The organism is Pseudoalteromonas sp. N1230-9 (genome assembly GCF_032716425.1).
Taxonomy (GTDB): Bacteria; Pseudomonadota; Gammaproteobacteria; order Enterobacterales; family Alteromonadaceae; genus Pseudoalteromonas.
On record NZ_CP090420.1, the window covers coordinates 653582 to 666460 of the forward strand.

Consider the following 12879-nt stretch of genomic DNA (forward strand, 5'->3'; position numbering starts at 1 on the left):
AAACTTAGTCTATAACAAATAGTTTTCTGATATGGCTATTGAGCCACTTTTAAGTTAGCAAAAGGTTGGCTCAATTCTAGGCTTTTTTAACGAACTTAGCTGTCACCATCATTTCACCGACACCATCAACTTTACAGTCGAGTTCGTGATCTTTTTTATCAAGCACTCGGCGGATTAACGCTTTGGTGCCGATTTTAATGACTTGTGAGCTGCCTTTGATTTTTAAGTCTTTTGCAACGGTTACTTTGTCGCCATCAGCCAATAACGTGCCGTTAGCGTCTTTTACATTGATGATATCATCTTCATTGACCGCATCAGGATTCCATTCATGGGCGCACTCTGGGCAGATAAGATTATTTTGTTCCGGATAAACATATTCCGAATTACATTGTGGACAGGGAGGATAAGACATACACTTCACTCTTAATCATTTGATTCTTCGTAGTTTAACCGTTTTGGCAAAAGGATTCGATTGTTTGCTCATTTATGAGCGTTGATTTTATTAAATTAACGAGTTTTGTCTAAGTTAATGTGATACAGCTTTATGAAAGGGAAATATAATAATGATACGATTTTTAGCTGCTTTATTAGTGCTATTTTCAAGTATGGCTTATGCAACGGATGCCCCTCACAGAGGAGACATTACCACCGATGATTTGCTTAAAGATTACCCTGCATTTAATAAAGAGTATGAGAGCTTTTCGCCAAGCGAAGAAGAGCTTGTAAAAATTAAAGCACTGCAAGGTAAGCAAGTATTGGTATTTTTGGGTACTTGGTGTCATGACTCAAAACGCGAAGTACCGCGCTTTTTAAAATTACTCAATGCTGCAAAGGTACAGTTAGATTCGCTGCGTTTGGTGGCGGTAGGCTATGATAAACTCGACCCTAATGGTCTGGCTAAGCAATACGATGTACGTTATACGCCTACCATCATTGTCAGCGATGGTGAAAAAGAGCTTGTGCGTATGATTGAGAAACCAAAGCAAAGTATTGCTGTTGATCTCACAATTCAGGGTCAAATTTTATAAACTCCTCAATCGGTAAAGGCATTGAAATTAAATACCCTTGCACATAATCAATGCTTTTATCGCTGACCAGCTCCCACTGCTCTGAACTCTCAACCCCTTCAGCTGTGATAGTCAGATTCAATTGATGGGCTAAGTCACTCATGGTCTGCAAAAATAAACCATCGCGTGGATTTTCAACACAGTTACAAATAAAGGCGCGGTCTATTTTTACATTATCCAATGGGAATTGTTGAATCGAGGCGAGTGATGAATAGCCAGTGCCAAAGTCATCAAGTGATAAGTCAAATCCAACGGCCTTGAGTTCATGCATTAAACTAATGGCATACTGTGTATTTTGAAATAGCGCTGATTCGGTAATTTCTAAATTAATTTTTTGTGTAGCAGGAAACAGCTGCGCTTTTTCACTTGTTAGTCGATTAACAAGGTGCGCATCTGAAAACTGTTTGCGTGATAAGTTGATCGACATTTTTACATGGATATTGTTCTCCACTAGGCTGTGGCAATCTTTTGCGACTCTTGCGACAATCCAGCGTGAAAGGAGGTTAATTAGCTCAGATTGCTCAGCAATGGCGATAAACTCCTGTGGAGATACAAAACCTCGTACAGGATGTTGCCAGCGAACAAGTGCCTCGCAACCTATCAGTTTTCCATCTTTTGTATTTACAATGGGTTGATACACCATACTAAGTTGTTTATCGGTTGAAAGTGCATGCCTTAAGTCACTTTCTAAATCACTTTGTGCGATTAATTTGTCTTTAAGAGACTGACTGTAAATGGTGTAGGCTTTTTTCTGTCGATGGCATTCATTCATGGCAATTAACGTTGTGTTAATTTGCTCTGCTGCATCTAAATTCTGTAAGTGCGGATAGCCTATGCCAACATAAAAATGATAAAAATGGGCTGTGCCCGCTGTTTCAATCAGCCCTGCGACACGGTGTTGTAGCTCATCGATGAGAATCGCAAGTTCTTCGTCAAAAACGCCTTCTTTTAGCAAGAGCATAAAGCAGCCTGACTTAATATGAGAGCAGAATGCTTGGTGTTGCTCTGCAAACTCAATTAAGCGATTGGCTAAGGCTTTTTGTAGTTCATTTGACGCCTTATATCCGTACATGTCTTCAATTTGCCTATAGCCTTTAATTTCTAGGCAAATTAGAGTTAAACCTGAATTGTATTGGTTTTTAGGGCATAGGCTGGTGATATATTTTTCGCTGTAGTGACGGTTTGCTAACCCCGTTATGGGATCAAAATGAGCTTGTTGATACAGTTCATGCTGTTTTTGCTTTTCAGCACTAATATCTTCTACTGTTCCCACCAAGGTTTTTGTTTTGTTATTCCATTCAGCATACTCATGAAACCAGCGTTGTTCACCATTGATTTTTATTGTGTACTCAAGCTCACTGGGGCTGGCTGGTTTAGCGTTAATAAAATTAAGAAATGCATTTTTGTAGGTATTATCGATTTGGTCGCATACTTGTTGGATTGGCTGCTTAGGTGACTTCGTTTTAAATAATTTAGTTGCTTGCGCAGAAAGATGTCTCGATTCACTGTAAGGCGAAATGTACCAACTGCCTACACCGCTCAGTGTTTGGGCTTGTTTTAAGGCTAGAGCTTGCTCAGAAAGTTCATTGGTTCGCTTTGTTAGCAATGACTCTAAGTTTTTTTCATGTTCGCGTAGGCGAAAAGTAATGCTAATTAAGTAACTTATTAAAGATGAAAAAACTAAAACAATAAAGGTTAATATGCCTATCTCAGCATAAGCACGATATTCAAATTCATCTTTTATCCCTACAACCCATAATTGATTTTTGACCGGTAGTGAACGTGTTTCCCATTTAGCATTATTAAACGCATGCTCTCCTAGTAAAGGAATATAGTTCCCATCGTTGTTTTGCCACACTTCGATAATATGGGAGTGGGATACATGTTTTAATTTTATTTTATTAATGAATTCAGGAAAGCGAAGCACTACAATACTAAATCCCCAGAAAGAGTCTTTGTTGAATATAGGTAAGCGGGCAACTAACCCTGCTCCCCCTTGAGAGAGTTGCTTTGGGCCATCAAGCTGCATTTGCTCAGTTTGAATGGCTTTTTCTAAAGAGGGTTTTATTGAAGGGACAGCAAACAAATTACTGTTAATGACTCCTTCGTGTGTAACAAGCGGATAACTATAAGTAATAACACCATTTGGAGCGAGTTGAATGGTTTGACTACCGTCACTATGTTTAAGGATATGCTTGGCGAGTGTTTCAAACTGTGTTTTGGTATAGCTGTTATCACGCATCGCATCTCTAATTAAGTAAGGGCCGAGCAATGCCGTTTCTAGGTTTGTTTTTAAATCGCTTGTATAACTATCAAGAACAGACTCTTGCTCAATACGATGCATTGTTTGTCTGTCGAGATAAACTTTATATGCAATAATCGAAAATAAGCAAAAAGTTAGAATGAAAGAGATCACACTAAGTGAGGATTTGTTATTATTTCGCAAAGAGTTCGTATTCCCGATTAATATTGCAATTTAAGTATTGAGCAGGCTCTTAAAAATACTAGTTTAGGGTTGTTTTATTGTCTAGTTAGTAGGCATAAAATTGGACGTTTATTACTGTTTAAAGTACAAATATTTGTACCGAGAAACAGTAACTTGAAATTGAGAAGTGTAAAAGCAATGTACCAAAGTGTGATTAAAGCCATAGATAAAGCGAATGCTGCAGACCCTAATAAAGTGACTGTAGATGGGAATCCCTATGCCAAAGAGAGTCTCTACGCGATGCGTATGAGTGAGATGTTGCAGCGTTTTAATCCATCGGCAGATGAATTGATGTGTATCGCAGCCCACGGACAACACATTGAACGTTGGCGCTCCCCTCGAAGTGACTTTCCATTAGGAAAACAAGGCTACTATCAATGGCGTACTGCTTTATATGATTTTCATGCTGAACGTGTTACGACGTTAATGCAACAGGCAGGCTATTCGTCAGATGAATGCGAGCGTGTCTATGCGGCAGTCGCTAAAAAGAATATAAAACGTAACCCCGACAGCCAACTCATTGAAGATATCGCAAGTCTTGTGTTTATTGAACATTACATGCTTGATTTTGCAAGTAGCAAACCTGATTACGATGAGCAAAAATGGCTGGGCATTATTCGTAAAACATGGCAAAAAATGTCGGACAAGGCACATGAATTTGTACTCGCTGGTAACATTAAATTACCAGAGCCGCTTAAACCATTAATTACAAAAGCACTAAGCTAAAGTAACAAACAAGGATGTAAAATGTATTGCCCGCGAACAAAAGTAGCGCTTGAAGAAACCACTATTGGTGATATTAAGGTTTATTTATCCCCAACTGGCGGTGTGTTTTTTGATAATCGACAAATCTTTCATTTCAGCGATCCAAGGTTAAAGCCCGCACAAGTGCTGGTGGCTCATTTACAAACTCTGCCACTAGAGTCAATAGATTTAAATAAGCGGATTCACTGCCCTAAGTGTCCTGATGTTGTCATGATGCGGCGCTTTTTTACCCCGCTCAAAGTGGTGGAAATTGATGAGTGTCCGAACTGCGCTGCAATTTGGCTAGATAATGGGGAACTTGAAAAAATTCATGAGAATCACCTAACCCCAAAAGAGCGTGAAATGCTGCGTATCGACATGGCAAATAACAATGGCTTTATTCAAGTTAAAATCCCAAAACGGCGTCATCATATTCATGTAGAAAAGTCTGCTGCCGGTGAAAATTCGAACCTGCAAAAGCTCGCAGAGCTTGCGTATTTGTCTTTATTAAGCGACTAGATGAGCAAAGCCTGCCACAAAAAAGTGCACAGGCTTTTGCTAACTTTATAACTTAACTAACATTTTACCTTTATTTTTACCCTCAAATAAGCCAAGAAATGCATCAACAGCATTTTCAATGCCTTGGTAAATCGTTTCTTCAGATTTAATTTTACCCTCACTCATCCATGCGCTCATTTGCTCAATAAATTCAGGAAACTGGTCAAAGTAATCAATAACAATAAACCCTTGAACAGTAAGCTTTTTAGAGTTTATGAAAAATAGATTACTTGGTCCAGGCTGTGCAGTATCGTTATTGTAGCCAGAGATCATGCCACATACAGGAATGCGGCCATAATCATTCATGACATTGAGCGCAGCCTCTAAGTGCTCGCCGCCGACATTTTCAAAATAAACATCAATCCCTTCTGGAGCAGCTTGTTTTAGTGCCTGAGTGAGGTTATCTACCGTTTTGTAATTAATAACTTCATCTACGCCTAACTCTTTTACCATTTGCGCTTTTTCGTCAGAGCCAACAGATGCAATAACCTTACATCCTTTGAGTTTAGCAATTTGACACACTACGCTACCAACAGCACCAGAGGCAGCTGATACAAATACCGTATCTGTTTCTTTTAGTGTGATGACTTTAGTCAGGCCAGCCCATGCAGTTAAGCCTGTCATGCCCATGGTACTCAAGAATAGTTGATCAGGTAGTGGCACATCTGGCAGTAATGTTAAATCGCTACCATCACTAATATGCTCGGTGCGCCAACCGCTAATATGGCTTACTTTACTGCCAACAGGAAATTGATCATTACGAGATTCAATCACTTCGCCGATAGCACCAGCTTCCATAACTTCATTTAACTTAAATGGTGCAATATATGACTCACGGTCAATCATACGTGGACGCATATACGGATCAACCGACATCCAAGTATTCTTGATAAGTACTTCGCCATCTTTTAAATCAGGAAGTTGGATATTAACGAGTGAAAAATTGTCATGTGTTGGGATACCTGTAGGGCGTGAAACCAAATGAATTTGTTGACTTGTAACCATAAAAACCTCGGGTGTATTAACCATTAAAAGTGATTGCTATAAATTTAGATGGGTGCAAAATGTTTGCGCGCAAACTATTTGCGATCAATTTAATGATCTTTTTATAAAATAGCAAGTGATCTGATAAAATAATTTGCGCGCAAACTAAATTAACGTAATAATAGCCACCTATTTCACGCAAAGGTAATACTATGAGTCAAAATCTTTCAGACAATGTATGCTTTACGCTATACAGTGCGACTAATGCATTGATCAGAGCGTTTCGGCCAATTCTTGAAGCTTATGATTTAACTTACCCACAGTACATCGTGATGCATTCTCTTTGGTACAAGAATCAAGTGAGTTTAAAAGAGCTTTCGCGTGATACCCATCTAGATTCAGGTACGTTAACGCCCATTGTTAAGCGTCTTGAAGGAAAAGGCTTATTAACTCGCCAAGTGTCTAGTGAAGATGAACGAAAAAAAGTGATTTCGTTAACAGGGCAGGGCATGCAGCTGAAAACTGACGCTGAAGAACTTACCTCACAATTAATGGCGCGCTCAAATATGAGCTTGGAACGCTTAGAGCAACTTCGCCTACTTACATTAGAGCTCCACTCAGATCTAACAAAAAGCTAAAGCTCTATTAGACAAATGAGGGTACCCTCGATTGCGCGAACATAGGCATAGTGCTGAGCATCTTTTTTGGTTGGTGGACATAAAGGTTCTGCTCCAGCAAGCACAGCTTTATCGTAGCTTTCAACTAAGTTCTTACAATTAAAACGTAGCTCAAATCCAAGCGCAGGTTGCTTTGGGTGGGCGCGAATGTAGCCTTGTTTAAAATACGATTGGGCATATGGGTGAGTGGCAAATGCTAATTTCACCGTGCCCGTTACGAGCTCGCCATACTCTGCATCGTCACTAATATGATTGGTATTTAAAGCAAATGCTTGATAGTAAAAGTCGAGTACTTCTTCTACGTTATCGACGTAAATAACCTGACTTATAAACTCCATTTGTACACTCTAAGTGATTATTGATTCTTTAAATAAAGCATACTTTTAACGATTTTGCAGAGATAAAAAAACCTTGTAAGTGTTAATTACAAGGTTTTCATCTTAATAGATACCGTCGTTAAGATTTATTACGGTTTTCTTTCGCAAAGGCACGTATTTTACGTTTTTGCGATAGCGTTACTTTATTAGTACGGCCTGCGTATGGGTTATCGCCTTCTCTAAATTCAATTTTGATTGGCGTGCCCATAATACCTAATGCTTTACGATAGTAATTCATCAGGTACCGCTTGTAGCTGTCTGGTAAGTCATGCACTTGGTTACCATGAATAACGATGCGTGGCGGGTTATAACCACCAGCATGCGCATACTTAAGCTTAACACGACGACCGCGAACGAGTGGCGGCTGGTGATCTGCTTGCGCCATATCCATGATACGACGTAGCATCGCTGTGCTAATACGCTTAGTCGCTGACTCGTACGCTTCGTCCACTGACTCAAACAAGTGACCAACACCGGTACCATGTAGCGCAGAAATAAAGTGTAAACGAGCGAAGTCAATAAAACCTAAACGACGGTCAAGTTCAGACTTAATGCGCTCTTTCACGTAATCGTCAAGGCCGTCCCATTTGTTTACCGCAACAACCAACGAGCGACCGGCGTTTAAGGCAAAGCCAAGTAAGCTTAAGTCTTGATCAGAAATACCTTCGCGTGCATCAACAACCAATAATACAACGTTGGCATCTTCAATTGCTTTAAGGGTTTTGATCACTGAGAATTTTTCAACTACATCGCTTACTTTCTTACGCTTACGAACACCAGCGGTATCGATCAAGATGTACTCTTTATCGTTACGAGTCATCGGAATATAGATAGAATCGCGTGTTGTACCCGGCATATCGTAAACAATAACACGTTCTTCGCCTAAGATACGGTTTGTTAGTGTTGACTTACCTACATTAGGACGACCAATAATAGCGAGCTTTACAGGTTTATCGGCAAAGGCTTGCGCGTTGTCTTCGCCTTCTTCATCTTCACTATAAAGATCAACGAGTTCGTCATCACTTTCTTCAAGATCTTCTGTTTCACCAGCAAGTTCAGCGATCACAGGTTGCAGAGTTGTTTCAAGTAGTTGTGTGATGCCACGGCCGTGAGCCGCCGCAATATGATGAATATCACCTAAGCTTAATTGGAAAAACTCTGCACAGTATGAGTCAGCATCAATACCATCTACTTTATTGGCAACAACAAAGCATTTTTTTTGCTGTTTACGTAAGTGATTAGCAATTGCTTGGTCTGCGGCAGTCATACCCGCACGGGCATCAACTAAAAATAGCACGATATCAGCCTCTTCAATCGCAAGCAGCGACTGCTCAGCCATTTCTGTTTCGATACCATGTTCAGAGCCGTCGATACCGCCCGTGTCTACCACGATAAATTCATAGCCATCGTAATCAGCTTGGCCATATTTTCTATCTCGTGTTAAGCCAGGAAAGTCGGCAACGAGGGCGTCACGAGTACGTGTTAAACGGTTAAATAATGTGGATTTGCCCACATTGGGTCGCCCAACAAGAGCGATCACGGGAAGCATAAACTACCTCTTAAAAAAACAACAAAAGGCTTCGCTAAGCGAAGCCTTATAAAAAGTACAAGTAATATTAATAAGTTAGTCTGGAATTTTAACCGCGCTAACTTCACCATCTCGGGTGTATAAAATTAATTTGTCACCAGCCACAACAGGCTCAACGAAGAAACCTGAGCTGTCAAAGTCTTCACGAGAAACAAGTTCACCTGTTTCTTTATTTAGCCAATGTAGGTTACCTTCTTGGTCGCCAAGGGCTATATAGTTTCCTGCAATGGTTGGTCCTGTAAGGTACCAACCGCGTAGTGCTGGCTGACTCCAACGTTCAATGCCTGATGATTTATCTAGGGCATAAATTACGCCATCGCTATCGACAACGTAAATGTGTTGGTTATCCATAGATAAGTCACGATAGCTGCTGTACTCTCGTTTCCAGACAACATTACCAGAACGAATATCAACAGCTGCTAAGTTACCATTATAGGCGATAGCATAAGCATATGGGCCACTAATTAATGCTTGTGTATCAACATCAACAAGACGCTCGAATTCAGAAGCCCCTTTTGGCGTTGCAATTTCAGCACTCCATGCAGAGTAGCCATTTTCTGAAATAAGCACGCTTAATCGACCCGTTTCAAGGCCAAGTAGAACACCACCATTTGCAACGGTTGGGGAGCTTTGCCCGCGTAACGTAAGAGGTGGAACTTCTTGTTCAAAGCGCCAACGCTCTTCACCGGTATCTGGGTGAACAGCTAATAATTTACCTGAGCCTAAGTTAACAAACACTAGACCATCACCGGCGGCTGGTTTAGACAGCACTTCACCTGGCATGGTTTTACGCCAGACAATTTCACCTGTTTCGCGATCAAGCGCGGTTAAGTAGCCATGCTCAGAGCCAACAAATATTTTGCCGTATGCTTGTAAAATACCGCCTGAAAGCTTCGCGCTTTCAGTGCTTTCCCATGGCCAAAACGCTGGGTTTTCACGTACGTCTGTTTGCCATAGTGTATCGCCATTTTCAAGCGATAGGGCTTCAACTTCACCTTCACGGTTTGCAACAAACACAACATCATTATGCACCGCAGGTGTCAGGCGAGAAAAGTAATGCTCTACACCATCACCGATTGATTCTTGCCAAATGATATCTGTTTCAAATTGATTAACGATTTCTGGCAACACTAACTCTTCTTCGTCATCACTTGACGAACACCCTGTTAGGGTTGCAATACACAGAGCAAGTGTAGCCGCTGTTAACTTCTTCATCTTAACCCCTTACGCCGCTGGGCTAGTTTGTGCTAAGTCATCAAGTTTAATTTGTAATAAAGGGTTATTCTCAAGACCCCCTTTGTCAGCTGCTGCTTGGTACTGTGTACGAGCCTGAGCCTTATCACCTTGCGCAGAAAAAATATCACCTTTAAGTTCAGCGACAGTTGCTGCAAATGATTCAGGTAACTGCGAGTTCAAAGTAGCTAGGGCTTGCTCATATTGTTTTTGGGCAATATGAACACGTGCAAGACGTGTTGCAGCTGTTGCTTTTAACTCAGGGTTTTTCTCATTCGTGATGATCCAGTTAAGCTTTTCGCTTGCTGCATCAAGATCATTTTTTTCTACCGCTTCTTTTGCTGCAACAAATGCTGTTAGGGTACTGTAGCTTGATTCGCTATTCTCATTGATAAACGTATCTGCTTTGTCTAACACTGCGCCGCTATCAACAAGTTTTGTGAAAGAGTCTGATGCTGTTTCAGCCGTTGTGATTTGGTTTTGGTTATATGCTTTCCAACCGTATAAACCACCTAAACCAGCAACAATACCAATAGCTAGTGCGACACCATTTTCACGGAAAAAGCGTTTAATTGCTTCTGCTTGTTGTTCTTCTGTTGAATAAATATCCATGCTTACCTCTGTTGCTCACTGGGCTTATATAAGCGCAGCAAGTAGCGTCTTCGCTTCTTCTAATTTTAGGGTGACTTGTTCTTTACGCTCTCGTAAGTACTTAATAGTCACAACGCCTTGTTCTAATTCATCTTCGCCGATAATTACCGCGACTAATGCGTCGCTCTTATCTGCGCGTTTTAATTGCTTTTTAAAGTTGCCGCCGCCAGCGTGCACCATCACACGTAAGCCCGCAACATCTTTACGTAATTGAGCGGCAATAAGCGGTGCTTGAATACTGGCTTTATCGCCCATGGCTGCCAAATATACATCAGCACTACGTCGAATGTCACCAACGGATTCTAACGCTTGAAGTAACAGTACTAAGCGCTCAAGACCCATTGCAAAACCAACGGCTGGCGTAGCTTTACCACCAAGTTGTTCAACTAGGCCATCATAACGGCCACCGGCACAAACCGTTCCTTGTGCGCCTAGGCTGTCAGTCACCCACTCAAAAACGGTGCGGTTGTAGTAGTCAAGGCCGCGCACGAGCTTTTCATTTACCGTGTATTCGACGCCTGCGGCGTCTAAACGTTCACATAAATTTTCAAAATGTTCTTTTGATTCAGCGTCTAAGTGCTCAGATAGCTTAGGAGCATCTGTTAAAATAGCTTGTACATCAGGGTTTTTACTATCTAGAACGCGTAATGGGTTAGTGTGCATACGACGTTTAGAGTCTTCATCAAGCACATCGACATGTTGCTCTAAGTAAGCTATGAGTGCATCACGGTATTCAGCACGTGCTTCATTTGAGCCTAGTGAGTTAAGTTCAAGGCGAACGTGCTCGCTGATACCAAATTCTTTCCATAATTGGGCTGTTAGCAAAATAACTTCTGCATCGATATCAGCAGTGGCGATGCCGAATGTTTCTAAGCCAAATTGGTGGAATTGACGGTAACGGCCTTTTTGTGGACGCTCGTGACGGAACATCGGACCCATGTACCATAAACGTTGTTCTTGGTTGTACAGTAAACCGTTTTGATTACCTGCACGCACACATACCGCAGTCCCTTCTGGGCGAAGAGTTAAGTTATCGCCATTTCGGTCAGCAAAGGTGTACATTTCTTTTTCAACGATATCGGTTACTTCACCGATTGAACGCTTAAAGAGGTCGGTTGATTCAACAATAGGAAAACGAATTTCTTGATAACCAAACGATGAAACTGTTTCACGTAAAATGTCTTCTACTTTCTGCCAAATTTGCGTATCGCCTGGCAGACAATCGTTCATACCACGCACTGCCTGAATTTGTTTTGCCACTGATAAATCCTAAATACTGTACTTGCGCTGAAAAAATCGCGCATCAAGAAAACTGAAAAATTGACCCGTTATTATACCGTTTGGGCGGTAAAGGTAAACGGCAAACCTAAGGGTTTGCCGACTATATGCGAATTATTCTACAATTTTGATGTCGATTGGCGTTTCTTTTTCTTTTTTAGCGATAAAGTCACGCACATACCCTTCAAGTTGCTCAACAATGTTATCATTATCGATACGTGCTTTTTGACGTTCACCGTTGATGTATAAGCCAGAACGACGGTTGGCACCAGCAAGGCCGATATCGCTAACCAGCGCTTCGCCTGGGCCATTTACCACGCAACCAATCACTGATACCGACATGGGTTCAACAACGTCTTCTAAACGCTCTTCGAGCTGGTTCATGGTATTTACCACATCAAACTCTTGGCGTGAGCAGCTAGGGCAGGCAATAAAGTTAATGCCGCGTGAGCGAATGCGCAGTGATTTTAAAATATCAAAACCCACTTTTATCTCTTGTACCGGATCGGCAGCAAGGGAAACGCGTAATGTGTCACCAATGCCTTCGGCAAGTAGCATTCCTAAACCTACGGCTGATTTAACAGAGCCAGAACGCATACCGCCAGCTTCGGTGATACCTAGGTGCAACGGTTGGTCAATTTCTTTTGCAAGCAATCGATACGCACCCACAGCTAAAAATACATCAGATGCTTTAACCGACACTTTGAATTGTTCAAAGTCTAAACGTTGTAAGATCTCAACATGGCGCATTGCTGATTCAAGCAGGGCTTCTGGTGTTGGTTCACCGTACTTTTCTTGTAGGTCACGCTCTAATGAGCCGCCATTTACACCAATACGAATTGGAATATTATGCTCGCGTGCAGAATCAACGACAGCACGAATACGCTCTTCACTACCAATATTACCAGGATTGATACGTAAACAGTCAGCGCCATATTGCGCTACTTTTAGCGCAATTCGGTAATCAAAATGAATATCCGTCACAAGTGGAATTGTCACTTGCTCTTTAATGCTTTTAAACGCTTCAGCAGCATCCATTGTTGGGACTGAAACACGCACAATATCGGCGCCAGCATCTTGAATAGCTTGGATTTGCGCCACTGTGGCATCAACATCAAGCGTATCAGTATTTGTCATTGACTGAACGGCAATCGGGGCGCCGTCACCAATCGGAACGTTACCTACATTGATACGTGTCGATTTTCTGCGTTTAATAGGAGATTCTGAAAACATTGTG

The 12879-nt window shown here is 41.4% G+C and carries 13 protein-coding genes; 4 read left to right on the top strand and 9 right to left on the bottom strand.

What is annotated here, in order from left to right; genetic code table 11:
* Positions 1-76: 76 nt before the first annotated feature.
* On the bottom strand, positions 77-412 hold the full coding sequence (locus tag LY624_RS20245) for a zinc ribbon domain-containing protein YjdM (RefSeq protein ID WP_130151886.1): 336 nt from the start codon (positions 410-412) through the stop codon (positions 77-79).
* Positions 413-563: 151 nt separating this feature from the next.
* Between LY624_RS20245 and LY624_RS20250 the strand changes: the two genes are divergently transcribed.
* The gene (locus LY624_RS20250) at positions 564-1028 is read left to right on the top strand and encodes a TlpA family protein disulfide reductase (RefSeq protein ID WP_341804500.1); all 465 of its coding nucleotides are present in this window, start codon (positions 564-566) and stop codon (positions 1026-1028) included.
* Here the strand turns inward: LY624_RS20250 and LY624_RS20255 are convergent.
* The gene (locus tag LY624_RS20255) at positions 1003-3411 is read right to left on the bottom strand and encodes a bifunctional diguanylate cyclase/phosphodiesterase (protein WP_341804501.1); all 2409 of its coding nucleotides are present in this window, start codon (positions 3409-3411) and stop codon (positions 1003-1005) included. The two genes, LY624_RS20250 and LY624_RS20255, sit on opposite strands and share 26 nt — an antisense overlap.
* 279 nt (positions 3412-3690) lie before the next feature.
* Here LY624_RS20255 and LY624_RS20260 point away from each other — a divergent pair, with 279 nt between their 5' ends.
* Both LY624_RS20260 and LY624_RS20265 read left to right on the top strand, forming a co-directional pair.
* Positions 3691-4278 carry a DUF4202 domain-containing protein gene (locus tag LY624_RS20260; protein WP_130152426.1) on the top strand — a complete coding sequence of 196 codons (588 nt, stop codon included), beginning with the start codon at positions 3691-3693 and terminating at the stop codon, positions 4276-4278.
* A 21-nt stretch (positions 4279-4299) separates the two neighbouring features.
* Complete coding sequence (locus LY624_RS20265) at positions 4300-4815, top strand: TFIIB-type zinc ribbon-containing protein (RefSeq protein WP_237119225.1); 516 nt, start codon at positions 4300-4302, stop codon at positions 4813-4815.
* Positions 4816-4860: 45 nt separating this feature from the next.
* Here the strand turns inward: LY624_RS20265 and LY624_RS20270 are convergent, their stop codons facing one another.
* The gene (locus tag LY624_RS20270) at positions 4861-5859 is read right to left on the bottom strand and encodes an NADP-dependent oxidoreductase (RefSeq protein WP_341804502.1); all 999 of its coding nucleotides are present in this window, start codon (positions 5857-5859) and stop codon (positions 4861-4863) included.
* Between the two features lie 191 nt (positions 5860-6050).
* Between LY624_RS20270 and LY624_RS20275 the strand changes: the two genes are divergently transcribed.
* Complete coding sequence (locus LY624_RS20275; protein WP_130151881.1) at positions 6051-6476, top strand: MarR family winged helix-turn-helix transcriptional regulator; 426 nt, start codon at positions 6051-6053, stop codon at positions 6474-6476.
* On the opposite strand, the gene LY624_RS20280 is transcribed toward LY624_RS20275, so the two are convergent.
* From LY624_RS20280 to ispG, 6 genes are all read right to left on the bottom strand, one after another.
* Complete coding sequence (locus LY624_RS20280; protein ID WP_130151880.1) at positions 6473-6853, bottom strand: glyoxalase; 381 nt, start codon at positions 6851-6853, stop codon at positions 6473-6475. The two genes, LY624_RS20275 and LY624_RS20280, sit on opposite strands and share 4 nt — an antisense overlap.
* 118 nt (positions 6854-6971) lie before the next feature.
* On the bottom strand, positions 6972-8441 hold the full coding sequence (der, locus tag LY624_RS20285) for a ribosome biogenesis GTPase Der (RefSeq protein ID WP_237119222.1): 1470 nt from the start codon (positions 8439-8441) through the stop codon (positions 6972-6974).
* A 75-nt stretch (positions 8442-8516) separates the two neighbouring features.
* A complete protein-coding gene (bamB, locus tag LY624_RS20290; RefSeq protein ID WP_341804503.1) occupies positions 8517-9695 on the bottom strand; it encodes an outer membrane protein assembly factor BamB in 1179 nt (392 codons plus the stop codon).
* A 9-nt stretch (positions 9696-9704) separates the two neighbouring features.
* Positions 9705-10325, bottom strand: a complete 621-nt coding sequence (locus LY624_RS20295; protein ID WP_130151878.1) for a YfgM family protein — start codon at positions 10323-10325, stop codon at positions 9705-9707.
* A 24-nt stretch (positions 10326-10349) separates the two neighbouring features.
* Positions 10350-11624 carry a histidine--tRNA ligase gene (gene hisS, locus LY624_RS20300; protein WP_237119220.1) on the bottom strand — a complete coding sequence of 425 codons (1275 nt, stop codon included), beginning with the start codon at positions 11622-11624 and terminating at the stop codon, positions 10350-10352.
* Positions 11625-11756: 132 nt separating this feature from the next.
* Positions 11757-12875 carry a flavodoxin-dependent (E)-4-hydroxy-3-methylbut-2-enyl-diphosphate synthase gene (gene ispG, locus LY624_RS20305; RefSeq protein WP_341804504.1) on the bottom strand — a complete coding sequence of 373 codons (1119 nt, stop codon included), beginning with the start codon at positions 12873-12875 and terminating at the stop codon, positions 11757-11759.
* Between the last annotated feature and the right edge of the window lie 4 nt (positions 12876-12879).

Excerpts from the sequence above, each read along its gene's own strand:
- LY624_RS20270 (WP_341804502.1), bottom strand. The coding sequence starts at position 5,859 with ATGGTTACAAGTCAACAAATTCATTTGGTTTCACGCCCTACAGGTATC.
- LY624_RS20250 (WP_341804500.1), top strand. The coding sequence starts at position 564 with ATGATACGATTTTTAGCTGCTTTATTAGTGCTATTTTCAAGTATGGCT.
- bamB (WP_341804503.1), bottom strand. The coding sequence starts at position 9,695 with ATGAAGAAGTTAACAGCGGCTACACTTGCTCTGTGTATTGCAACCCTA.
- LY624_RS20275 (WP_130151881.1), top strand. The coding sequence starts at position 6,051 with ATGAGTCAAAATCTTTCAGACAATGTATGCTTTACGCTATACAGTGCG.
- LY624_RS20265 (WP_237119225.1), top strand. The coding sequence starts at position 4,300 with ATGTATTGCCCGCGAACAAAAGTAGCGCTTGAAGAAACCACTATTGGT.
- LY624_RS20255 (WP_341804501.1), bottom strand. The coding sequence starts at position 3,411 with ATGCATCGTATTGAGCAAGAGTCTGTTCTTGATAGTTATACAAGCGAT.
- ispG (WP_341804504.1), bottom strand. The coding sequence starts at position 12,875 with ATGTTTTCAGAATCTCCTATTAAACGCAGAAAATCGACACGTATCAAT.
- LY624_RS20245 (WP_130151886.1), bottom strand. The coding sequence starts at position 412 with ATGTCTTATCCTCCCTGTCCACAATGTAATTCGGAATATGTTTATCCG.
- LY624_RS20260 (WP_130152426.1), top strand. The coding sequence starts at position 3,691 with ATGTACCAAAGTGTGATTAAAGCCATAGATAAAGCGAATGCTGCAGAC.
- LY624_RS20280 (WP_130151880.1), bottom strand. The coding sequence starts at position 6,853 with ATGGAGTTTATAAGTCAGGTTATTTACGTCGATAACGTAGAAGAAGTA.
- LY624_RS20295 (WP_130151878.1), bottom strand. The coding sequence starts at position 10,325 with ATGGATATTTATTCAACAGAAGAACAACAAGCAGAAGCAATTAAACGC.
- der (WP_237119222.1), bottom strand. The coding sequence starts at position 8,441 with ATGCTTCCCGTGATCGCTCTTGTTGGGCGACCCAATGTGGGCAAATCC.